Source organism: Bradyrhizobium sp. 22 (assembly GCF_000482425.1).
In the GTDB taxonomy this organism is placed as follows: Bacteria; Pseudomonadota; Alphaproteobacteria; order Rhizobiales; family Xanthobacteraceae; genus Bradyrhizobium; species Bradyrhizobium japonicum_B.
Map to the genome: position 1 here is coordinate 2,133,034 of NZ_KI519399.1, position 22,322 is coordinate 2,155,355.

Consider the following 22,322-nt stretch of genomic DNA (forward strand, 5'->3'; position numbering starts at 1 on the left):
CGCATCCAACTCAGCGGTGCAGCCACATGCGGATCGCAAGCAGCAATTGATCGGTGTTGACGGGTTTGGCGAGGTAGTCGGACGCGCCGGCCTCGAGGCATTTTTCGCGGTCACCCTTCATCGCCTTGGCGGTCAGCGCGATGATCGGAAGGCGGGCGAAAGCCGGATTTTCGCGAATGACGCCGATGGTCTGATAGCCATCCATCTGCGGCATCATGATGTCCATCAGCACGATCGCGATTTCCGGATTGGATTCGACCAGCGTCACCGCCTCGCTGCCGGTGGTGGCCGTCAGCACCTTCATGCCGCGCCGTTCCAGCACGCTCGACAGCGCGAAGATGTTGCGGGCGTCGTCGTCGACGAGCAGGGCGGTCTTGCCGATCAGGTCCTCGTCGGAACTGTTCAGCTTTTCCAGCATGCGCTGCTTCTCGATCGGAAGTTCGGTGATCACGCGGTGCAGGAACAGTGCGGTCTCGTCGAGAAGCCGTTCCGGCGATTCCACGCCCTTGACCACGATGCTGCGCGCCATGGTGTGGAGTTCCGCGTCCTCCTCGGCCGAAAGCTCACGGCCGGTGAAAACGACGACCGGAACGTTCGACAGCGTCTCGTCGTTGCGGATCTCGTCGAGCACTTCGAAGCCGCTCATGTCGGGCAGGCGGAGGTCAAGCACCACGCAGTCGCAGGGCGTCTCGCGCAGCGTCGAGAGCGCACCGGCGCCGGTGTCCGTCGTGACGATCTCGATGTCGTCGTGATGCAGCAGCTCGCGGATCGAGAGCTGCTCGGCCTCGTTGTCCTCGACGATCAACAGCCGCTTGCGCCGCGGACGGGCATATTCCTTGATCTGGGCCAGCGCCGCGGAAACGCCCTCGGGCGTCGTCGGCTTGTTGACGAAGGAGAACGCGCCACGCGCCAACGCGTGTTGGCGGTCCTCGTCCAGCGTGATGATCTGCACGGGGATGTGGCGGGTCAGCGGATTGTGCTTGAGCTGGCTCAGCACGGTCCAGCCGAGCATGTCGGGCAGGAACACGTCGAGCGAGACGGCTCTCGGCTGGTATTGCTTGGCGAGCTCGAGCGCCTCCGCGCCGCGGGCGGCGACAAGCACCTTGAAGCCCTTGTCGCGGGCCAGATCGACCAGCACGCGGGCGTAGTGCGGATCGTCCTCGACGATCAGGAGAATGGTGTCACCGGGCTCGATGTTGAGCCGGTCGTCGGGAAGCTGCTCGATGACGCGCGGCTGGTCGGGTGCGGCCGTCTGTAGCGCCGGCGGCTGGCTGTGTTGCTGCGGCGCTGGCGCCGCGCGCGGCGCCAGCGTCGGGCCGGAATATTTGAGCGGCAGATAGAGCGTGAACGAGGATCCCTTGCCCGGCGAGCTGCGCAGATGGATCTCGCCGCCGAGCAGGCTCGCGAGTTCGCGGCTGATCGCAAGTCCGAGGCCGGTGCCGCCGTATTTGCGGCTGGTGCCGGCGTCGGCCTGCTGGAACGCCTCGAAGATCAGCTTCTGCTTCTCCAGGGGAATGCCGATGCCGGTATCGGACACTTCGAACGCGATCACGGCCGGTGCCGAGTTCAGCACCGGGTGATCCGTTCCCCAGCCGCCGATGGCGCCGGTGACCTTCAGGCGCACCTCGCCCTCGGCGGTAAACTTGAAGGCGTTGGAGAGCAGGTTCTTCAGCACCTGTTGCAAGCGCTTGGAGTCGGTGACGATGCTGCGCGGCAGGTTCGGATCGACGTCGATCTTGAACGACAGGTTGCGGTTGTCTGCCTCGTGCCGGAACGGCCGCCCGACAGTCTCGAGCAGGTTCGCGGTCAGGATCTCCTCGGCGTCGACCGTCACCGTGCCGGATTCGATCTTGGACAGATCCAGAATGTCGCTGATGAGATTGAGCAGGTCGGTGCCGGCGCCGTGGATGGTGCGGGCGAATTCGACCTGCTTGGCCGAGAGGTTGCCGTCCGGATTGTCGGTGAGCTGCTGGCCGAGAATAAGGATCGAGTTCAGCGGCGTGCGCAGCTCGTGGCTCATATTGGCGAGGAACTCGGACTTGTACTTCGAGGTCAGCGCAAGCTCGGTCGCCTTCTCCTCGAGCGCCCGGCGGGCCTGCTCGATCTCCTGGTTCTTGCGTTCGACCTCGACGTTGCGCTCGGCGAGCTGCTGCGCCTTCTGCTCGAGCTGGTCGTTGGTCTGCTGCAATTCGCGCTGCTGGGTCTGCAACTCGCCGGCGAGCTGCTGCGACTGCTTGAGCAGGCCCTCGGTCTGCATCGTCGCCTCGATCGAATTGAGCACGATGCCGATGGAGTCGGTGAGTTGCTCCAGGAACGTCATCTGCGAGGTCGTGAAGGAGACGAGCGAGGCGAGCTCGATCACGGCCTTGACCTGGCCCTCGAACAGCACCGGCAGCACGACGAGGTTCTTCGGCGCGACGCGGAACAGCGCCGAGTTGATCGGCACCACGTCGGAGGGAATGTCGGCGACCACGCGCGGCCGCTTGTCGAGCGCGCACTGGCCGATCAGGCCGTCGCCGAATTGCAGCACGCGCTGATACGGATAGATGCCGTCGCTGGCATAGGAGGCCAGCAGCAGGAGCTGCGGATTGTCCTCGCTCTCCACCTGGTAGATCACGCCGGTATGGGCGTTCACCAGCGGCGACAATTCGGTGAGCAGCAGCCGGCCGACGGTGGCGAGATCGCGCTGGCCCTGAAGCATGTTGGTGAATTTCGCCAGGTTGGTCTTCAGCCAGTCCTGCTCGGTGTTCACGTCCGTCGTGAGACGGAGATTCGTGATCATCGTGTTGATGTTGTCTTTCAGCTCGGCGACCTCGCCGCGGGCGTCGACCTGGATCGACCGCGTCAGATCGCCCTTGGTCACGGCGGTCGCCACTTCTGCGATCGCGCGCACCTGCGAGGTGAGGTTGGCGGCGAGCAGGTTGACGTTGCCGGTGAGGTCCTTCCAGGTGCCGGCGGCACCGGGCACGTTGGCCTGGCCGCCGAGGCGGCCTTCGACGCCGACCTCGCGCGCCACCGACGTCACCTGGTCGGCGAAGGTGGCGAGCGTCTCGGTCATGTTGTTGATGGTGTCGGCGAGGGCGGCGACCTCGCCGCGTGACTTCATGGTCAGGTTCTGCTTGAGGTCGCCGTTGGCGACCGCGGTCACCACCTTGACGATGCCGCGCACCTGCTCGGTCAGGTTCGCAGCCATCAGGTTCACGGTGTCGGTGAGGTCCTTCCAGGTGCCGGCGACGCCGGGGACCTGGGCCTGGCCGCCGAGCTTGCCCTCGGTGCCGACTTCGCGGGCGACGCGCGTGACTTCGCCGGCGAAGGCGTTGAGCTGGTCCACCATGGTGTTGATGGTGTTCTTCAGCTCGAGGATTTCGCCCTTCACATCGACGGTGATCTTGCGCGAGAGGTCGCCGCGCGCGACCGCCGTGGTCACCTCGGCGATGTTGCGAACCTGGGTGGTGAGGTTCGCCGCCAGCAGGTTGACGTTGTCGGTGAGGTCCTTCCAGGTGCCGCCGACGCCGGGCACGACGGCCTGGCCGCCGAGCCGGCCCTCGGTGCCGACCTCGCGCGCGACGCGCGTCACTTCGGCGGCGAAGGAGCGGAGCTGCTCGACCATCGTGTTCAAGGTGTCCTTGAGCAGCAGGATCTCGCCGCGCACATCCACCGTGATCTTCTTCGACAGGTCGCCGCCGGCGATCGCGGTCGCGACCTCGGCGATGTTGCGGACCTGGGCGGTGAGGTTCGAGGCCATGAAGTTGACGTTGTCGGTGAGGTCCTTCCAGGTGCCGGCGACGCCGGGCACCTCGGCCTGGCCGCCGAGCTTGCCTTCGGTGCCGACCTCGCGCGCCACGCGCGTCACTTCGCCTGCAAAGCCGTTGAGCTGGTCCACCATGGTGTTGATGGTGTTCTTCAGCTCGAGGATCTCGCCCTTCACGTCGACGGTGATCTTGCGCGACAAGTCGCCGCGCGCCACGGCGGTGGTCACCTCGGCGATGTTGCGGACCTGGGCGGTGAGGTTGCCCGCCATCGAGTTGACGCTGTCGGTGAGATCCTTCCAGGTGCCGGCGACGCCGGGCACGTTGGCCTGACCACCGAGGCGGCCTTCGGTGCCGACCTCGCGCGCCACGCGCGTCACCTCGCCGGCGAAGCGGTTGAGCTGGTCGACCATCGTGTTCAGCGTGTCCTTGAGCTGAAGGATCTCGCCGCGCACGTCCACCGTGATCTTGCGCGACAGGTCGCCGCCGGCGATCGCGGTCGCGACTTCTGCGATGTTGCGGACCTGGGCGGTAAGGTTGCCCGCCATCGAGTTCACGGAATCGGTCAAGTCTTTCCAGGTGCCGGCGACGCCGGGCACGCCGGCCTGACCGCCGAGCTTGCCGTCGGTGCCGACCTCGCGGGCGACGCGCGTCACTTCGCCGGCGAAGGCGTTGAGCTGGTCGACCATCGTGTTCAGGGTTTCCTTCAGCTGAAGGATTTCGCCCGACACGTTCACCGTGATCTTCTTCGACAAATCGCCCTTGGCGACCGCGGTCGCGACCTCGGCGATGTTGCGGACCTGGCCGGTCAGGTTCGAAGCCATCGAGTTGACGCTGTCGGTGAGATCTTTCCAGGTACCGCCGACGCCGCGCACCACCGCCTGACCGCCGAGCTTGCCTTCGGTGCCGACCTCGCGCGCCACGCGCGTCACTTCGCCGGCGAAGGCGTTGAGCTGGTCCACCATTGTGTTGATGGTGTCCTTCAGCTCCAGGATCTCGCCGCGAACGTCCACTGTGATCTTCTTGGACAAGTCGCCGCCGGCAACCGCCGTGGTCACCTCGGCGATGTTGCGGACCTGCGCGGTCAGGTTCGAGGCCATCGAGTTGACGCTCTCGGTGAGGTCCTTCCAGGTGCCGGCGACGCCGAGCACGTTGGCCTGTCCGCCGAGCCTCCCTTCGGTGCCGACCTCGCGCGCCACGCGCGTCACTTCGCCGGCGAAGGCGTTGAGCTGGTCCACCATGGTGTTGAGCGTCTCCTTCAGCTGAAGGATCTCGCCCGAGACGTTCACCGTGATCTTCTTCGAGAGGTCGCCGCTCGCGATGGCAGTTGCGACGTCGGCGATGTTGCGGACCTGCGCGGTCAGGTTCGAGGCCATGAAGTTGACGTTGTCGGTGAGGTCCTTCCAGGTGCCGGCGACGCCTGGCACCTGGGCCTGGCCGCCGAGCTTGCCCTCGGTGCCGACCTCGCGCGCCACGCGCGTCACTTCCGAAGCGAACGAGTTGAGCTGGTCCACCATGGTGTTGATGGTGTCCTTCAGCTCCAGGATCTCGCCCCGCACGTCCACCGTGATCTTGCGCGACAGGTCGCCGCGCGCCACGGCGGTGGTGACGTTGGCGATGTTGCGCACCTGCGCGGTCAAATTGCCGCACATCGCGTTGACGGAATCGGTCAGATCCTTCCAGGTGCCTGCGACGCCGGGCACGATGGCCTGGCCGCCGAGCTTGCCGTCGGTGCCGACCTCGCGCGCCACGCGCGTCACTTCGGAGGCGAACGAGCGGAGCTGGTCCACCATCGTGTTGATGGCTTCCTTGAGCTGCAGGATCTCGCCGCGGACGTCGACCGTGATCTTCTTGGAGAGGTCGCCGTTGGCGACCGCGATCGTCACCTCGGCGATGTTGCGAACCTGGTTGGTCAGGTTGTTCGCCATCGAATTGACGCTCTCGGTGAGGTCCTTCCAGACGCCGGTCACCTCCGGCACCTGGGCCTGGCCGCCGAGCTTGCCTTCGGTGCCGACTTCGCGCGCCACGCGCGTCACCTCGGAGGTGAACACGCCGAGCTGCTTGATCATGGTGTTGACGATGGTCGCCGATTGCAGGAACTCGCCGCGGAGCGGACGGCCGTCGACGTCGAGCTTGACGGTCTGGAGCAGGTCTCCTTGCGCGACGGCAGCGACCGCGCGCGTCACCTCGCGCGTCGGCCACAGCAAATCGTCGATCAACGTGTTGACGGACCCTTCCATGTCGGCCCAGGAGCCCGAGGCGAGGCCGAATTTCACGCGCTGCCGAGTCTTGCCTTCGCGGCCGACCACTTGGCCGACCAGCTCGAGCTGCTGCGCCATGCGCTGGTTGGCGGCGATGATCTCGTTAAAAGTGTCGGCGATCTTGCCGTCGATGCCGAGGTAGTCGCCGCTCATGCGCACCGAGAAATCGCCGCTGCGCATGGCCTGCAGGGCCTGCAGCAATTCGGCCCGGGAATCCGGATCAGACGTACCGTTGGTTTTTGGCTTTGGGACGCGACGACCGGAGCGTGATGCAGTTCCGGGATCGAGGTCGCTCATACAATTTTCCCCCGCAGGCGTCGGCCGAATCCGCGGCAAGACGCGATTGGTCAAAATAGAGCGTCAGCCAAATTCGAAATCAAGCGCCAAGGTTGCGGCGCGAGGAAATGGAACCTGTCTTGCTCAGCCCGATGCTAATAACCGCAATCCGCTGAATTGGTTCCACACGGGCTTGAAAACAAACGACACCGGCGGCCTGCCGTCCCACCGGTCCCCGGCGCCTCCTTCGGAACGGAGCGCCGCGCCTCGCGGTTAGCCCGCGCAGAGAGGGAGAATGGACATGAAAGCAGGACTTGCCGCGCTGATCGTCATGTTGCTTTCCGGAGCGGCCTTGGGCCAGGGCGGCGCCCCCAGCGGCCGCGGGGCGGTCACCGGAGATCCGGCCGCCAGCTCAGCCAACCCAAAGGCGGATTCACCAACCACGGGGGCGGCGAGCCGCTCCAATCCCAGCGGAAGCGGGACCTCATCCTCTGGTGGCAAGGACGACAATGGCGATGCGGGCCGTGACAAGATGCCGGAAAGCAACCGCACCGTGCGGCCGGAGAGCCAGCAGCATCATCCGAACAACAAATAAGGAAGTAAGGCGGCTACTTGTCCGCCATGGTCCGCTCGGCATCCTTGACCTGCGCGCGCAGTGACGGAAGCTGCTCGCGCGCGAAGGCCGCGAGCGCGGCGTTGTCAGGCGCCTTCAGATAGCTTTCGAGCAGCGTGATGGCCGATTCATATTCGGGAATCTGCGAGGCGTAGAAGCTGCGGACGTAAGTTGGTCCGTCCGAGCTTTCGGGCTCGATCAGGCTGGCGGCGACGGACTCCGTCTTGCCGACGCGGGGCTCGGTGCCGATCGTCTCCTGAATCTGCTTCAGCGCCCTGTCGCGTTTGGCCGCTTCCTCGGCGCGCAGGGCGGCGAGGTTCTTGACCTCGGCGTTGCCCTTCAAATCCGTGCTCTCCAGCAGACCTTGCTGGAAGCGGCTGAAATTGTAGAGGCCGGTGATGACGTCGGTGGCGCTCGGCGGGCGGTCGAGCGGCTTGCGTTCAGCGGTGCTGTCGGCAAGCGCAATGGTGCTGATGAATGCCATCATGATGGCGACGAGAACTCGCATCGATATCAATCGCGGATGGCGGACGAAGTTCCCCAAACGTTACGATGCGGTAAGGGGATTGCGGCCCGGGAGTTCCGTCCCCACGTCTTTCCCATGAAACAGTCTGACATCTTCAGAGATAACGCCGACAATTGTCTTCAGCTTGCCGAGCGCGCCGAAGGACAACCTGCTCACAAGCGCTATTCGCGCATGGCGGACGCCTGGACGGCGCTGGCCCACGAGCAGGATTGGCTGGATGGCGAGGTTCCGCCCGTTGCCGCTCGCTTCCCGCAACAACCCGATGCGTGATTCTCCGCTTGGTAAATCCCATGTGAGATTGCGCACGGAATGCGAGCGGCCCATCCGGCACGATTGGGAATAGTCAATCGCGTTGGTCTTCATTCCAGAAGGAGGTTTTGCGATGGCTCCACGTCTGGCTCTACTTTCGCTCGTCCTCGCCTTCGGCGTCTCGGTCGCGTTCGCGACGGTGACAACGGTGCGCCAGGTGCATATCGAGAATGCATCGGCCGCGGTCCATGCGACGCGCAGCTAGCGCCCGCCGGAACATTCGGCCCCGCGGTGCGTAAGCGCTTCGAGACATCATGAGAGACGAAGGCACATCATGGCCCATTCCGACCACGGCATCGTCAAGGACGAGCGCGCTGAGGAGCAGCCCCGCGACAAACAGCGTGCACAGTCCGTGCAAAAGGCGGATCCGAAAGGCTCCCCCTCGCGGGAAGCGACGCGCGATCCGAAGTTGAACGACAACAGCAAGACGCCGGGCTCCGGCATGACGCCGGATGATTCCGGCGGCGCACCGAGCGGCTAGACCGAGCTCCAGCCTTCGCGCCGGGAACGAATCCCCGCGCATGGAGTCGACAGGTTGCTTCCGGTTGGCATGCCCCCGGTGCGCCGGAAGCAATCTCCAAGGACGGCCCTGGCACCCACCGTGCCGGGGCCGTTTGCTTGTGGCCGGCCTCTACGGCTCGGTCCCGGTACCGCCCTCGGGATCTCCGTGGGTATGCCCGTCCGGTCCCCGGCCGAACACGCCGAAGCTGCTCGACTTCACACCGGCCCCCGCCTCAACGCCCGCGGCGGCCAGTCCGAACCTGAGAAGCTCGCGGACCGCTGCCGCGCGCGTCGGCATGCGGTGCTTGAACCGGAAATCGTCAAGGGCGGTCAATTCTTCCGGCGAGAGCATGACCTGAAGGCGCTCAGCACGAAGCTCGTTCATGGGCCATCACACAAATTGAGTAGGTTGAGTAGGTTACTCAACGAGCCAGCTTGGTGCGGGTTCCATGGAAGACCGCCGCTAGGGGAGGATACCGCGGCGCCTCGTTGAAGGCGCGATCCGCTCGGCCGGCGCGGCGCGGGAGGTGATGCGAAGCTTTCGCCTCAACCACCACGCCGAGACCGACACCGCCGCCCATGCCAGAATGGCGGCGGCGAATGCGCCGATCGCGGTCGTCGACACCACGGCGTAGAAGACCGCGGCGAACGCTGCAAGACCGATGCTTCCGAGGCCGGCACCTGCCGCATCGAGCGCCGCGGCCTGCTGACCGCGCCTGTCTCCGCTGAGTCCGGCCTTTTTCTTGGCGCGGCGCTCATGGCTCTCGATCAGCGTGGCGCTGGCGCAGAAGACGGCGGGAAGCGCGAGGAAGAGCCCGCCGACGGAGACGCCGAAACGCGAGCTCACGACCCCGGTGAGGACCGTCGCCAGCCCGCCGAGCAGAAAGCGAACGCCATATTCGTACCACCGCGTCTGCTTCAGCGCCGATGAAGACAGCTTGACCAGCATCAGGCCGCACCTCCGAAGCCCGCGAGCAGGCTGAAGGCGACCACGAGCCACACCGCAAAAGCGGCGATGGTCGCCGGCAACGCGCCGAGACGAAACCTCATCAGGAGATGGCAAACGGCGATGCTGTAACAGGCAAGTGCGATCGCGCCGTAGATCATCGTCCAGCTCTCGGCGGCGGCGTATTGCGGGCCGTGCTGGACGACGGCAATGCTGAGCGTGGCCAGCGCGACCGACGGAGCCGCGCCGAGCAGCCCGGCAAAAGTTTTCGGTCGCAGCATGTCGCCCAGGATCGCGAAAGCGGAGACGATCAGACCGCCGGCGATGAAGCGCACGAGATATTCGGTCATGGCGGTGTCCACGAGGCTCGAGGCGGCCGCTTCGCCAGCGTGAACGGCCTGAACGCTCGCTCGACGACGACGCCGAGCGTGAAGCCTGCCACCACGTCGCTGGCCCAGTGCGCGAGCAGCGCAACGCGGGTCAACGAAAACGCCACGGCGAGGCCGCGCGCCAGCCGACGCCGGACAGGCGGCAACAGGCCCGCCGCCGAGGCGAGAGCGCCCATATGCATGGCGTGACCGGACGGGAACGCGTCGCCGGATCGTCCCGAGAAGGGCACGCCATGCCGGTGGCCGCTGACGGTCAGCCGATCCGGTCGGGTCTGATCGAACACGGATTTCAGAAGATGCGGCAACACGGCGCTTGCCAGCGAGACCCACAGAACGTGGTCCGCGATCGGACGCTGCTGCGGTTGCCTCAATCGTGTGTAGAGCCACCCCGCAGCGGCCAGCGCGACGAGCACGTGCTCGTCGGCACCCCAGGTCAAGATCTGGGCGGCGTGCTCGAGCCCTGCGTTGGTATGGTCCGCGATCTCGTTCGCGATCGCCTTATCGATCCGGGTGGGTCTGACTGTTACGAGCGCCATCGGTCAACCGGCGATACTTCCTCCATGACAGTTTTGTAAAACGGAGAGACAAGGATGGTTCCTGGATTCCAGCGTTCGTTCCCGGCTCGCTAAGGCTGGCCTGATCCACCCGCAGCGCCGTAGACCTGGCCGGTCGCATAGCTGGCGTCGGCGGCGGCAAGCTGGACGTAGATCGAGGCCAGCTCGACCGGTTGGCCGGGGCGCCCGAGCGGTGTCATGCCGCCGAATTTTTCGAGCTTCTCCATCGTAGCCCCGCCGGAAACCTGGAGCGGCGTCCAGATCGGTCCCGGCGCGACGCCGTTGACCCGGATGCCCTTGGAGGCGAGCTGCTTGGCCAGCGACTTCACGTAGTTCATCGTCGCCGCCTTGGTCTGCGCGTAGTCATACAGATCCGGCGAGGGATCGTACGCCTGCTCGGAGGTCGTGCCGATGATGCAGGCTCCGGGCTTGAGATGCCGGAGCGCCGCCTTGGTGATCCAGAACGGCGCGTAGATGTTGGTCTTCATGGTGGCGTCGAAATCCTCCGACGAAACGTCCAGGATGGAGGCGCGGGCCTGCTGCCGCGCTGCGTTATTGACGATGATGTCGAGGCCGCCGAGGCCTTGCACCGTCTGCTCGACCAGCCTGTTGCAGAAGGCTTCGTCCGTGAGATCGCCGGGAATTGCAAGTCCGATGCGTCCTTCCTTCTTGATCAATGCGATCACCTCCCGTGCGTCGGGTTCTTCCGCCGGCAGATAGTTGGTGGCGACATCGGCGCCTTCGCGGGCATAGGCAATCGCGGCGGCGCGGCCCATGCCGGAATCGCCGCCGGTGATCAGGGCTTTGCGGCCGGCGAGCCGGCCGGAACCCTTGTAGCTGGTCTCGCCATGGTCGGGCCGCGGCTCCATCTGGCCGGCGAGGCCCGGCCAAGGCTGCGACTGCTTCTTGAACGGCGGCTTCGGATAGCGGCCGACCGGATCGATCAAGGCGTGCTCGGCCATGGCGCTCTCTCCTTTCGCTGTGGACGCCAGCGAGGCCGCTGCGAGCGTTGCGCTCGCGGCGTGCATGACGTGGCGGCGGGACAGTGGGGTCTTGATGTTGTTCGACATGATGCTCTCCGCGATGGTCGAGGCTCAATGCGCGGAGACGGTCGACGTTGCTAAGCAAAGGACGCCGGAAATTCCGGCGTCCTTCAGCAATGCGTTACTTGGTGGACTGGCCGACGCTCGGCGCCTTGCCGAGCTCCTTGGCCATGTCGAGATGGTGCTTCAGGGCGGGCAGCGTCTTGCCGGCCCAATCCTTGAGGTCGGAATTGTCGCCGCCCTTGGCGTAGCGCTCGAACAGCGACACGGCGTCTTCATGGGCGCTGACCTGGTAGGAATTGTAGTCCGAGCTGAAGTCCTTGCCGTTCGCGCTCTTGAGCTTGTCGAGCTTGCTCTGGTGTGAGCTGTCGAGCTGCGTCGGAAGCGTGGCCTGGATCTTCTTTTCGCCGACCAGGCCCTTGAGCTCGGTGCTGGTCTTGGTGTGATCGGTGATCATTTGCTGCGCAAAGCTCTTCTCCTGCGCGTTGCCCTTCTGCTGGGCAAGCTTGCTCGACTCGATCTCGAACATGTCGCTGATCGCGACCTGCTTGACGAAGTCGGGGGTGGAAGGCGCGACGCCGAGCGCCGAGTTGACGCCGGTCTTCTCGCCCAGCGATTGGGCGAGCGCGGGGCCTGCGAGAAGCACGCAGGCAAGGGCGATGATGGTGCGTTTCATGGTCAAATCCCTCGATAGGTCGCGCGACCGCTTGCCGGCGACATTGCGCCGACCAACACGCCGAGGGCGCCGAGGTTCCTAACGCTAGTCTGCGGGATTGCGCCCGGTGCGCGGATTGATGGGGTCGGTCGGCTTGCGCCGCAGTCGCTCCGGCAGGAACGGCTCGGCCGCCGTCGCGATCGCATCGGCACGCACGTCGGCATGGCGCTGCGCGCTCTCATGCGGCGTCTTGTTGTCGTTGATCTGTCGTTTGACGTCGAGGCCGTCGACGGGGTCGTTGACGCCGTGCTGGATATCGCGGAAATCGCTCATGGGTCACCTCATTCCTTTCCGGGCATGATGGTTTCGAGCACCTGCCGCGCCGCTCCCTTGATCATCCCGCCTTCGTTCGGATCGCCCTTCATCAGGGCGAGGGAGAAGTTCTTGGCCTGTTGCAGCGTGATATGCGGCGGCAGCGGCGGCACCTCGGGATCGGTCTTCACCTCCAGCACGACCGGCATCTCGCTCGCCAGTGCCTGCTCCCAGGCCGTGCCGAGCTGCTCCGGGCTGTCGACGAAGATGCCGCGCAGGCCGATCATCTCTGCGAACCGGGAATAGGGCACGTCCGGAATGCGCTGCGAGGCCTCGAATTTGGGATCGCCATTGATGACACGCTGCTCCCAGGTCACCTGGTTGAGGTCCTCGTTGTTGAAGACGCAGACGATGAAGCGCGGATCCTTCCAGCTGCGCCAGTACTTCGCCGCGGTGATCAATTCGGCCATGTTGTTCATCTGCATCGCGCCGTCGCCGACCAGGGCGATCACCGGCCGATCCGGATGGGCGTACTTTGCGGCGAGCGCATAGGGCACCGCGGCCCCCATCGAGGCGAGGCCGCCGGACAGCGAGGCAATCATGCCGCGCCGCATCTTCAGGTCGCGCGCGAACCAATTGGCGCAGGAGCCGGAATCGCTGGTGACGATCGCGCGCTCGGGCAGGCGCGGGGACAATTCCCAGGCGACGAGCTGCGGATTGACCGGCGCCGCGGGCTGATGGGCCCGGCCGTCCAGGGTCTTCCACCATTTGGCGACGTCGTCTGCGATCCGCTGGCGCCAGGCGCCGTCGCTCTTGGGCTTCAGTCGCGGCAACAATGCGCGGAGCGTCTCCGCAGCATCGCCGACGAGACCGACCTCCATGGGAAAGCGGATCGACAGCATGCTGGCGTCGATGTCGATCTGCACGCCGCGTGCGGCGTCTTCCTTCGGCAGGAACTCGGCATAGGGAAAGGCCGAGCCGACCATCAGCAGCGTGTCGCACTCGCTCATCATGTTGTAACTGGGCTCGGTGCCGAGCAGGCCGATCGAGCCGGTGACCCACGGCAGGTCGTCGGGCAGCGCGGCCTTGCCGAGCAGTGCCTTGGCGCAGCCGGCCGACAGCCGGTCGGCGACGGCGATCACCTCGTCGGTGGCGCCCAGCGCGCCGGCGCCGACCAGCATCGCAACCTTCCTGCCGGCATTGAGGACCTCCGCGGCGCGATCGAGATCGGCCTCGCGCGGCGTAATGCTGGGTGCGCTGTAGCCGATGCCGGAATGCAGCGTGCCGTGGGCGCGAGGCGGGCTTTCGTAAGGCTCCTCCTGCAGGTCGTTGGGCAGGATGATCACCGTGGGGGTCCGCCGCGCCAGCGCGATCCGAACCGCGCGATCGATCAGGTGCCGCACCTGTGCAGGCGAGGATGCCTGCATGACGTAGGCGCCGGCGACGTCCTTGAACATCGAGAGCAGGTCGAGCTCCTGCTGGTAGTGCCCGCCGAGGGCATTGCGGGCCTGCTGGCCGACGATCGCCAGCACCGGCTGGTGATCGAGCAGCGCATCGTAGAGCCCGGTGATGAGATGCGAGGCGCCCGGTCCCGAGGTCGCAATGCAGACGCCGAGTTCCCCCGAGAATTTTGCGTAAGCGGTCGCCATGAAGGCCGACATCTCCTCGTGCCGCGCCTGGACGAAGCCGATCTTGCCTTCGGCCCGGTTCATCGCGCCGAACACGCCATTGATGCCGTCGCCGGGATAGCCAAAGATGTGGCGCACGCCCCATTGGTGCAGACGCTGGACGATGAAATCGGAGACGGTCTGGGACATCGCGCGAACCCTGGCTGAGTCTGGAGATCAGAGAACGGCTCCTTTCCTGCGATGTTCCTGGCCAGCTCCGGGAACGCGCTCGGAACGATCGCCGCCCCCTCGCGATTGATTCACATATGGCTGAGTGGAGAAATGACGATGCTGAATCAGGGCGAACTGGACCGCGACGAAATGGGCCGGCTGATCGGAAGCGACAAGGTCGAGGGAACATCGGTGTTCGGGGCCGATCGGAACAAGATCGGCTCGATCGAACGGGTGATGATCGACAAGATCAGCGGCAAGGTCTCCTACGCGGTGCTTGGTTTCGGTGGATTCCTCGGCCTCGGCAATGATCATTATCCGTTGCCCTGGCAATCCCTCAAATACGACACCGAACTGGGCGGCTACATCACCGCGATCACGGCCAAGGATCTGGAAGGTGCTCCGAAATACGGCGAGAAGACCGACTGGAACTGGAGCGATGACGCTGCCGTGCGCGGCATCAATGCCTATTACGGCGTCCCTTTCGCGTAGCAGAAGGATCAACCGATGAGCAAGGAACGGCCTACCGACGATCCCCGTGATCAGACCGATTGGGGTTCGCACAGGCAGACGGACAAGCCCTGGAAGGGCAACCCGGAAAAGGAGCAGGGATCGGACGAGGTGAAGCCCGATCTCGAGAAATGGCATCGGACCAAGACGCACTGAGACAGGTGCCGTCTTTCTCAGACTGTTGAGGCGAGCACGGCGCGGACTTGCGAGCAGGCCTGGTGCCTTAACTCACCCCGCCGCTGCCTGCTGCCCCGGCCCCGGATGCACGTGCACCTGTTTGGCGTGCAGCGCCTCGCCGCATTCCGAGCACACCATGACGGGATCGAACAGCTTGCCGCAGCTCTTGTGCTGATGCAGCATCGGGCGGCCGCGCTCGTCGCCCATGTGAGTGTCGCCCCAATGCACCATCGCCATGATGATCGGGTAGAGGTCGAGGCCCTTTTGCGTGAGGATGTATTCGTAGCGCTTCGGCGCCTCGGAATAGGGGACCCGACGCAGGATGCCGAACCGCACCAGCTTTTTCAGCCGCTCGGAGAGCAGGTGCCGCGTGATCTGAAGCGACGATTGAAAGCCCTCGAAGCGGCGCACGCGCAAGAAGCATTCGCGCAGGATCAGCAGCGTCCAGCGGTCGCCGACCACGGCCACGGTGCGGGAGAGCGAGCAGGGCTCTTCGTCCAGCGTGTCCCATTTCATGATGCCGTCTCCGGAGCAGGCCAGTCAGTCAGAAAAAGGAACTGACTTGAATGATCAAGGCTATTTGCACGAAAGCCTATCATTCGGCTGTTTAGTTTGACAGTTCTATTTTAGAACTATAGCCTCGCTGCCAAATACACCGCTCGCACCGGAGGAGGCGACCTTGCCCAAGCGAAACGCGACAGCGGCCGTGATCGGGGCCGGCGATTTCATCGGCTCGGAGATCGCCAAGAAATTTGCAGCCGAAGGCTTCACGGTTTTCGCCGGCCGCCGCAACGGCGACAAGCTGGCGCCGCTGGTGAGGGACATCGAGGCCGCCGGCGGCGAGATCCATGCGCGCTCGCTCGACGCGCGCAAGGAGGAAGAGGTCATCTCCTTCCTCAACGACGCCGACAAGCATGCGCCGCTCGAGGTCTGCATCTTCAATGTCGGCGCCAACGTCAATTTCCCGATTCTCGACACCACCGAACGCGTGTTTCGGAAGGTGTGGGAGATGGCCTGCTATTCCGGCTTCCTTGCGGGGCGCGAGGCGGCGCGGCTGATGCTGCCGCGCGGCGGCGGCAACATCTTCTTCACCGGCGCCACCGCCTCATTGCGCGGCGGCAGCGGTTTTGCGGCCTTCGCCAGTGCTAAGTTCGGCCTGCGCGCAGTGGCGCAGGCGATGGCGCGCGAGCTCGGCCCGAAGAACATCCATGTCGCCCATCTCATCATCGATTCCGGCGTCGACACCGAATGGGTGCGGCAGCGCCGGCTGGAGGCGCTCGGGCCCGATGCGCTTGATAATCCCGATCTCTTGATGCCGCCGTCCTCGGTTGCGGACGCCTATTGGCAGCTCTACCGGCAGCCGAAGAGTGCCTGGACCTTTGAAATGGAAATCCGTCCCTTCGGAGAGAAATGGTGACCGCGTCGCAAAAGTCCGGCTAGACTGACCCAACACAGGCGAATTCCGGGAGGAGAAACCAAGTGAAGACCGCGATCACCGAGCTGTTCGGCATCGAGCATCCCATCATCCAGGGCGGCATGCATTTCGTCGGCTTTGCCGAGCTGGCCGCCGCCGTCTCCAATGCCGGGGGGCTCGGCATCATCACCGGGCTCACCCAGAAGACGCCGGAGCTGCTCGCCAAGGAGATCGCGCGCTGCCGCGACATGACCGACAAGCCGTTCGGGGTGAACCTCACCTTCCTGCCGACCTTCGCGGCGCCGCCTTATCCGGAATACATCGCCGCCATCGTCGAAGGCGGCATCAAGGCCGTGGAGACCGCCGGCCGCAGTCCGGAAGCCTACATGCCGGCACTGAAGGCGACCGGCATCAAGGTCATCCACAAATGCACCTCGGTCCGCCACTCGCTGAAGGCCGAGCGCATCGGCTGCGATGCCGTCAGCGTCGACGGCTTCGAGTGCGGCGGCCATCCCGGCGAGGACGACATTCCCAACATGATCCTGCTGCCGCGCGCGGCGGAGGAATTGAAGATCCCGTTCGTTGCCTCCGGCGGCATGGCCGACGGGCGCAGCCTCGTCGCGGCATTGTCGCTGGGCGCAGCCGGCATGAACATGGGCACGCGCTTCATCGCCACCAAGGAAGCGCCAGTGCATCAGAACGTGAAGAACGCGCTGGTCGCGGCCACCGAGCTCGATACCCGCCTGATCATGCGCAGCTTGCGCAACACCGAGCGCGTGCTGAGAAACGCCAATGTCGACCGCCTTATCGAGATCGAGCGCGAGAAGGGCGACAAGTTGAAGATCGACGACATCCACGACCAGGTGGCGGGCGTCTATCCCAAGATCATGCTGGACGGCCAGATGGACGCCGGCGCCTGGAGTTGCGGCATGGTCGCAGGGTTGATCCACGACATCCCCTCCTGCAAGGAACTCATCGATCGGATCATGGCTGAGGCGGAACAGATCATCCGCAGCCGCCTGATGGGTTTCCTGGATGGGACGGGGGCGACGCGAAAGGTCGCCTGACACCGCCAAACTTCTTAACCACGGCGGCACCTGGCCGCTGGAATTCCACGCGACGCCTCCTAAATAGGGGTAAATTACTCCTTTCATCATGGAATTTCAGGAGGCGTCCGTGGTCCTGAAAAGCGGTTCCTTTGCAATTGCCGTTGCCCTCGTCATCGCATGGGGCGGCATCGCGCGCGCCGACGACTACAAGCCAGGCGAATATCTCGGCCTCGATCTGTCCAAGGCCGTGCTGTCGCCGAAGCGTCTCGGGCCCGAGACGCAGTTCGCGCCGGTCGCCCTCGAAGCGCGCGGCGGCAACGAGGCGCAGGCGCGCGCCGAGCCCGTCGACGTGCCGAAGAAGGTGGCGGCCGAGCGCGTCCGTGCGACAGAGCCGAAGGCCGCGCATGCGAAGAGCGCGCAGCCGCGCGGCGCAGCCCGCGCGAAGCTGGTGCATCGTCACGGCAACCCGCTCGACGCGCAGGCGATGGACACCCGCATCCAGACCTGGCCCTGCCGCACCGGCGGCATCTGCAACTGGAAGCGCTAGGGGTGATGGGATCAGATTTGATTGCTCCAAGGCAGGTGCGCTCCCTCTCCCCGCAAGCGGAAGAGGTGAACGACCCGCGGCAGTCGATTTAACCTAAACCGATTCCGCGCTAGGCAGCGGCGCTGCGGCCGCTGCATCTCGCCCCGTCATCTCCTCGTCGCAAAATCGTCGGCACGCGGTCAAGAAACCGTAAGCCGGGAGTCAAGCAGCGCAGGCACCTTCCGTCGCGATTCGACGAAGGTTTCCGAATGGCAGTGCTCCGCGCTTCGCGCGCATGGACCCGGCGGCAATTCCTGGTCCGTTCGACTTCAAGCCTGGCGGTTGCCTCGCTCGGCACGCTCGCAACCCCGTATCTCAGCCGCGCCGCTGATCGTCCGCAGGTCGCCGGCGGGATTCAGTCTGGCGACGTCTGCGACGGCTCCGCTGTGGTCTGGGCGCGCGCCGACCGTCCCGCGCGAGTGAACGTGGAGTGCTCGACCGTCGAGAGCTTCAAGACCGTCCTTGCGTCGGCCTCGCGCGATGCATTGCCGGACGCGGACTTCACCGCAAAACTGCTGCTGAACGACCTGCCGCCGGGACAGGACGTTTTCTACCGCGTCCGCTTCGACGACATCTCAACCGGCCTTCGCGGCGAGAGCCGCGTCGGCCATTTTCGCACCGCGCCGGCCGCCGGCCGGTCGATCTCGTTCGTGTGGTCCGGCGACGTCGCGGGGCAGGGCTGGGGCATCGACGTCGCGCGCGGCGGCTATCGCAGTTATCGCACCATGCTCGACAACCGTCCCGATTTCTTCATCCATTCCGGCGATCACATCTACGCCGACTGCACGATCCCGTCGGAGCAGAAGCTGCCGAACGGCGAGATCTGGCGCAACCTCGTGATCGAGGAAAAGTCCGAGGTCGCGCACACGCTGGCGCAGTTTCGCGGCAATTACAAATACAACCATCTCGACGAGAGCTTTCGCGCCTTCCACGCGGAAGTGCCGATGTTCGCGCAATGGGACGACCACGAGGTCACCAACGACTGGTCGCCGACCGGCAGCTACGATGACGCAGGCTTCGAGGATGACGGCACCCCGCGCCTGGTCGCGCGCGCCCGCCGTGCCTTCTTCGACTTCATGCCGATCCGCGATATCGGCGCGCAGGGCCGGGTTTATCGGAAGATCGCCTACGGCCCGCTGCTCGACATCTTCATGATCGACATGCGCAGCTATCGCGACGACAGCTGGAACAAGGGCAGTGACCGGCGCGGCTGGATTCTTGGTGCCGAGCAGCTCGCCTGGCTGAAGCGCGAGCTCGCCGCCTCGCGCGCGACCTGGAAGGTGATCGCGGCCGACCTGCCGATCGGCCTGATCAGCCTGGACGCCGTCGCGCTCGGCGACGGGCCGCCTGATCGGCGCGAGCACGAGATCGCCGACCTGCTCAGCTCCATCAAGCGCGCCGGTGTGCGCAACATCGTCTGGCTCACCGCCGACATGCACTATACCGCCGCGCATCATTATGATCCGAGCAGGGCGCAGTTCCAGGAGTTTGAGCCGTTCTGGGAGTTCGTCTCCGGCCCGCTGCATGCCGGGACCTGGGGCCCGGCAGCGCTCGATAACACCTTTGGTCCGGTCGCGATGTACCAGAACGGCTGCAGCGCAGCGCAGGGCGAGAATCTGGCGCCCTGTTTCGGCCTGCAATTCTTTGGCCGTGTCGACATCGACGGCCGCAGCGGCGTCATGACCGTGACCTTGAAGGACGTCGATAATCGCAGCCTCTGGTCGGTCGACATCGCGCCGCAGCCGCAGGCGCGTTCGGCCGTGGTGGCGCAGCATTCGTGAGGGGCGGGCGGCGCCTCCGGTCGTCATGCCCGGGCTTGTCCCACGGCTGTCCGGTTTAATTTTGGCATAGTCTTAAGCTCATCTGGCGGTCGTTTCTGATCATTGGGGGCGGTGGGTCGAGAAGGTGATCGATCTGCCGCCGCTGCATGAGATTTTGAGCGACCAGACGGGTAAAGATAAGCAGGTTCTCAACGCTTTGTTGTGCTTTGTGGGCTGAGCGCAGGAGCAGGAAGGCGATCAGCGCGATGGTGATCTGGATCCGCACGGCATTCTCGGACGTGCCGAAGAAGTGACGGATTTTGAGAGTGTGCTTGATCCAGCGGAAAAACAGCTCGATCTGCCAGCGCCTCTTGTAGAGTTCAGCAATCTCGTCGGCCGGGGCATCGAGATCATTGGTCACGATGCGCAGGATCTTGCCGGTCTCGGTGCGAACCGTGATCTCGCGCACTGGATCCTTGAAGGGGTTTTTGCGGGACTTTGCTTGCCGCGCGGGCAACAGACCTATGCGGTCGGAGAGTGCGCAGGAGCCTTCAGGCAGCTTGTTCTCGACCGTGTCGCTCAGGGGCGTGTTGACCTTGAGCCGGGTCACCAGGCGGCATCCCGCAGCGTCGAGCTCAGCCCACCAGCCATAGTCGTAGTAGCCGAGGTCGAAGATATAAGTGGCCCCGGGGCGGATCGGCATAGCCTTGGCGACGGTGATGTCGTTGACGTTGGCGGGCGTCAGTTCGGCGAAGCTCGGACGCTCACTGTCCGGATTGTAGACGATATGCAGCTTGACCCCATGCACGCCGGAGCAAAACCGCGCCCAATCGGAACTCAGAGAGTTCAGCCGAAAGCCGGTCGAATCAACCAGATACACCGCTTCGGCCAGTTTATCGGCAAGATCACGTTCGCAGCGGCCCATCAGCACCGCCAACAGTTCGGCAAACACCGCGCTGGACCGCTTGGCGTTGGCGTCAGCCAAGGTCGAGCGCGACAGCTCTTTGGTTCCGAGATGGTAGAGCCGTGCGGCATGGCTCTCGAAGGAGGCCTCGATCGACCGCAGGCTCTGGGCGTCCGAAAGCTGCGCGTACAGCATCGCAACAAACTGATCCTGTGTGCTGAGCCGCCGCACCCGCTTGTTGGCCTGGTACCTGTCCACAAGCCGATCCAGAACACCCCACGGCACCAAGTTCAGAATGCCGTGAAATACTGTATTGTGGTGGCGCATGGCGGGACTCTCCTGGCGTGTCTCGAACATTTGGCGATGCTCAAGACCGCAGAAGAATCCACGCCATGCGCCCTGTCTACGAAAATTAAACCGGACAGCCGTGGGCTTGTCCCGGGCATCCACGTTCTTCGTAATCGGAGCAAGGCGTGGATGGCCGGGACAAGCCCGGCCATGACGATGGAGAGGCATCACACCTAACCCGATCTCTTGATTGGCCGGGCTGCCCTTGCCGGGCTATGCTGCTCACTCCCACCACCTCTTTTCCATCACCAAAGAGTCTGTACCCCGCGGCCTCGCCGCGCGTCCGGCGGGATGCGATACGTCAGGAGCCTGTTCATGGACAATCTGAAGACGCAGGGCATCAGCATGCCCAAGCTCGGCCTCGGCACTTTTCGCATGCAGGGCGATGCCTGCCGCGCCGCGGTCGAGAGCGCGCTGTCGATCGGCTATCGCCACATCGACACCGCGGAGATGTATGCCAATGAGGAGCCGATCGGCTCAGCCATCGCGGCGTCCGGCCTGCCGCGCGGCGAGCTTCACGTTACCACCAAGGTCTGGCACGAGAACCTCACGCCGGATGCGATCCGGCGCGCCTTCGATGCCAGCCTGAACAAGCTCAGGCTCGACCATGTCGATCTCTATCTCGTGCATTGGCCGTCGAAGGCAGCGGATTGGGGTGCGGTGTTCGAGACCTTGATGAAGCTCAAGGAGGAGGGACGCACGCGCGCCATCGGCGTCGCCAATTTCACCACGGCGCTGCTCAAGCTCGCGGTCGAGGACGTCAGGGCGCCGATCGCCTGCAACCAGGTCGAATATCACGCCATGCTCGATCAATCCAAGGTGCTGGCTTATCTCGCAGCGAAGTCGATCCCGCTCGTCGCGTATTGTCCGCTGGCGCAGGGGCGGGTTGCCACGGATCCGGTGCTGGCCGAGATCGGCACCAGGCACAACGCGACCGCCGCGCAGGTCGCGCTGAAATGGCTGCTCGACCAGGACGGCGTCGCCGCGATCCCAAAGGCCTCGCGCCGCGAGAGCCAGCAAGCCAACCTCGATGCGCTGAAGATCACGCTCGACGATGCCGACCGCGCACAAATCGCCGCACTGCCGAAGGACAGGCGCTGCGTCAATCCGGGCTTTGCGCCGGCGTGGGATTAGCGAAGCCGGCGAAGCGTACCGCTGCACCCTCTCCCCTTGTGGGCCCCCTTGTGGGAGAGGGTGGCATTGCGAAGCAAAGCCGGGTGAGGGGTTCTCTCCGCACGCCAATCTCTCGCGTTGGGGTGCGCTGAAGCAACCCCTCATCCGGCGCTTCGCGCCACCTTCTCCCGCAAGGGGCCTGTTGCGTTATCGGCCTTTGAGGCTGAGGCCGTCAGGAGAGAGGGACACGGACACGGCAATTGCCCGGCAAGTCTGTAGTTGTCGCCCTCGGTGGGCGGCTCAGGCCGCGATCGTGGCCCACCGCCTCATGTTGAAGGCGATCGAGGCGAGTAGGACCTGCCCGCTTGCCTTCATCAGACCAACGTAGCGGATGCAGGTCAGTCGCATGCGGCGTTTGAGGGTGGCGAAAGTGGTCTCGACCTGGGCTCGTCGTCGCGCGATGAGAAGATTGTAGCGTTTGAGCCGGGC

Annotated in this window: 24 protein-coding genes; 11 read left to right on the forward strand and 13 right to left on the reverse strand. The window is 64.8% G+C overall.

Annotation, left to right across the window (positions count from 1 at the left end; all coding sequences use genetic code 11):
- Positions 1–10: 10 nt before the first annotated feature.
- Positions 11–6,307: a HAMP domain-containing protein gene (locus tag K410_RS0111420; protein WP_028134972.1), complete on the reverse strand. Its 6,297-nt coding sequence runs from the start codon at positions 6,305–6,307 to the stop codon at positions 11–13.
- 280 nt (positions 6,308–6,587) lie between these two features.
- Between K410_RS0111420 and K410_RS40340 the strand changes: the two genes are divergently transcribed.
- The gene (locus tag K410_RS40340; protein WP_028134973.1) at positions 6,588–6,881 is read left to right on the forward strand and encodes a hypothetical protein; all 294 of its coding nucleotides are present in this window, start codon (positions 6,588–6,590) and stop codon (positions 6,879–6,881) included.
- Between the two features lie 13 nt (positions 6,882–6,894).
- Here K410_RS40340 and K410_RS0111430 read toward each other — a convergent pair whose 3' ends face one another.
- The gene (locus K410_RS0111430; protein WP_028134974.1) at positions 6,895–7,407 is read right to left on the reverse strand and encodes a DUF4142 domain-containing protein; all 513 of its coding nucleotides are present in this window, start codon (positions 7,405–7,407) and stop codon (positions 6,895–6,897) included.
- A gap of 93 nt (positions 7,408–7,500) precedes the next feature.
- On the opposite strand from K410_RS0111430, the gene K410_RS0111435 reads away from it, so the two are divergent.
- The 3 genes from K410_RS0111435 (at position 7,501) to K410_RS0111445 (ending at position 8,215) form a co-directional block, all read left to right on the forward strand.
- The gene (locus K410_RS0111435) at positions 7,501–7,695 is read left to right on the forward strand and encodes a hypothetical protein (protein ID WP_028134975.1); all 195 of its coding nucleotides are present in this window, start codon (positions 7,501–7,503) and stop codon (positions 7,693–7,695) included.
- A 112-nt stretch (positions 7,696–7,807) separates the two neighbouring features.
- Positions 7,808–7,939 (forward strand): hypothetical protein, encoded by a 132-nt coding sequence (locus K410_RS41265; protein WP_283805921.1) that lies wholly within the window; start codon positions 7,808–7,810, stop codon positions 7,937–7,939.
- Positions 7,940–8,008: 69 nt separating this feature from the next.
- Positions 8,009–8,215 (forward strand): hypothetical protein, encoded by a 207-nt coding sequence (locus K410_RS0111445; RefSeq protein ID WP_028134976.1) that lies wholly within the window; start codon positions 8,009–8,011, stop codon positions 8,213–8,215.
- Between the two features lie 150 nt (positions 8,216–8,365).
- Here K410_RS0111445 and K410_RS0111450 read toward each other — a convergent pair whose 3' ends face one another.
- The 8 genes from K410_RS0111450 to K410_RS0111485 all read right to left on the reverse strand — a co-directional run bounded on the left by K410_RS0111450 (position 8,366) and on the right by K410_RS0111485 (position 13,951).
- Positions 8,366–8,620, reverse strand: a complete 255-nt coding sequence (locus K410_RS0111450) for a hypothetical protein (protein WP_028134977.1) — start codon at positions 8,618–8,620, stop codon at positions 8,366–8,368.
- Between the two features lie 78 nt (positions 8,621–8,698).
- Positions 8,699–9,184 carry a DUF3147 family protein gene (locus K410_RS0111455; RefSeq protein ID WP_028134978.1) on the reverse strand — a complete coding sequence of 162 codons (486 nt, stop codon included), beginning with the start codon at positions 9,182–9,184 and terminating at the stop codon, positions 8,699–8,701.
- Entirely contained in the window at positions 9,184–9,531 is a 348-nt protein-coding gene (locus tag K410_RS0111460; RefSeq protein ID WP_028134979.1) for a DUF3147 family protein, read from the reverse strand. Before K410_RS0111460 ends, K410_RS0111455 begins: the two co-directional genes overlap by 1 nt.
- Positions 9,528–10,106 carry a phosphatase PAP2 family protein gene (locus K410_RS0111465; RefSeq protein WP_028134980.1) on the reverse strand — a complete coding sequence of 193 codons (579 nt, stop codon included), beginning with the start codon at positions 10,104–10,106 and terminating at the stop codon, positions 9,528–9,530. The genes K410_RS0111460 and K410_RS0111465 overlap by 4 nt, the downstream gene beginning before the upstream one ends.
- Before the next feature lie 89 nt (positions 10,107–10,195).
- Positions 10,196–11,086, reverse strand: a complete 891-nt coding sequence (locus K410_RS0111470; RefSeq protein WP_196236054.1) for an SDR family oxidoreductase — start codon at positions 11,084–11,086, stop codon at positions 10,196–10,198.
- Between the two features lie 202 nt (positions 11,087–11,288).
- The gene (locus K410_RS0111475) at positions 11,289–11,843 is read right to left on the reverse strand and encodes a DUF4142 domain-containing protein (protein ID WP_028134982.1); all 555 of its coding nucleotides are present in this window, start codon (positions 11,841–11,843) and stop codon (positions 11,289–11,291) included.
- A gap of 84 nt (positions 11,844–11,927) precedes the next feature.
- Positions 11,928–12,155 (reverse strand): hypothetical protein, encoded by a 228-nt coding sequence (locus tag K410_RS0111480; protein WP_028134983.1) that lies wholly within the window; start codon positions 12,153–12,155, stop codon positions 11,928–11,930.
- 8 nt (positions 12,156–12,163) lie between these two features.
- Positions 12,164–13,951: a thiamine pyrophosphate-requiring protein gene (locus tag K410_RS0111485; protein WP_028134984.1), complete on the reverse strand. Its 1,788-nt coding sequence runs from the start codon at positions 13,949–13,951 to the stop codon at positions 12,164–12,166.
- A gap of 138 nt (positions 13,952–14,089) precedes the next feature.
- On the opposite strand from K410_RS0111485, the gene K410_RS0111490 reads away from it, so the two are divergent.
- Together K410_RS0111490 and K410_RS40345 are read left to right on the forward strand one after the other, a co-directional pair.
- Positions 14,090–14,464, forward strand: a complete 375-nt coding sequence (locus K410_RS0111490) for a PRC-barrel domain-containing protein (RefSeq protein ID WP_028134985.1) — start codon at positions 14,090–14,092, stop codon at positions 14,462–14,464.
- A 15-nt stretch (positions 14,465–14,479) separates the two neighbouring features.
- Complete coding sequence (locus K410_RS40345; RefSeq protein WP_196236012.1) at positions 14,480–14,638, forward strand: hypothetical protein; 159 nt, start codon at positions 14,480–14,482, stop codon at positions 14,636–14,638.
- Positions 14,639–14,710: 72 nt separating this feature from the next.
- On the opposite strand, the gene K410_RS0111500 is transcribed toward K410_RS40345, so the two are convergent.
- Complete coding sequence (locus tag K410_RS0111500) at positions 14,711–15,175, reverse strand: winged helix-turn-helix transcriptional regulator (RefSeq protein WP_028134986.1); 465 nt, start codon at positions 15,173–15,175, stop codon at positions 14,711–14,713.
- 163 nt (positions 15,176–15,338) lie between these two features.
- Here K410_RS0111500 and K410_RS0111505 point away from each other — a divergent pair, with 163 nt between their 5' ends.
- The 4 genes from K410_RS0111505 to K410_RS0111520 all read left to right on the forward strand — a co-directional run bounded on the left by K410_RS0111505 (position 15,339) and on the right by K410_RS0111520 (position 19,489).
- Entirely contained in the window at positions 15,339–16,076 is a 738-nt protein-coding gene (locus K410_RS0111505) for an SDR family oxidoreductase (RefSeq protein ID WP_028134987.1), read from the forward strand.
- Between the two features lie 62 nt (positions 16,077–16,138).
- On the forward strand, positions 16,139–17,140 hold the full coding sequence (locus K410_RS0111510) for an NAD(P)H-dependent flavin oxidoreductase (RefSeq protein ID WP_028134988.1): 1,002 nt from the start codon (positions 16,139–16,141) through the stop codon (positions 17,138–17,140).
- Positions 17,141–17,249: 109 nt separating this feature from the next.
- Positions 17,250–17,669, forward strand: coding sequence for a hypothetical protein (locus K410_RS0111515; RefSeq protein WP_028134989.1), 420 nt, complete (start codon positions 17,250–17,252; stop codon positions 17,667–17,669).
- A 248-nt stretch (positions 17,670–17,917) separates the two neighbouring features.
- The gene (locus K410_RS0111520; protein ID WP_028134990.1) at positions 17,918–19,489 is read left to right on the forward strand and encodes an alkaline phosphatase D family protein; all 1,572 of its coding nucleotides are present in this window, start codon (positions 17,918–17,920) and stop codon (positions 19,487–19,489) included.
- Positions 19,490–19,544: 55 nt separating this feature from the next.
- Here the strand turns inward: K410_RS0111520 and K410_RS0111525 are convergent, their stop codons facing one another.
- Positions 19,545–20,699 (reverse strand): IS4 family transposase, encoded by a 1,155-nt coding sequence (locus tag K410_RS0111525; RefSeq protein WP_028134991.1) that lies wholly within the window; start codon positions 20,697–20,699, stop codon positions 19,545–19,547.
- Positions 20,700–21,035: 336 nt separating this feature from the next.
- Between K410_RS0111525 and K410_RS0111530 the strand changes: the two genes are divergently transcribed.
- Positions 21,036–21,854: an aldo/keto reductase gene (locus K410_RS0111530; protein ID WP_028134992.1), complete on the forward strand. Its 819-nt coding sequence runs from the start codon at positions 21,036–21,038 to the stop codon at positions 21,852–21,854.
- A 279-nt stretch (positions 21,855–22,133) separates the two neighbouring features.
- On the opposite strand, the gene K410_RS36755 is transcribed toward K410_RS0111530, so the two are convergent.
- Positions 22,134–22,322 (reverse strand): transposase (locus K410_RS36755; protein ID WP_155253630.1); only part of this gene is annotated, 189 nt, incomplete at its 5' end.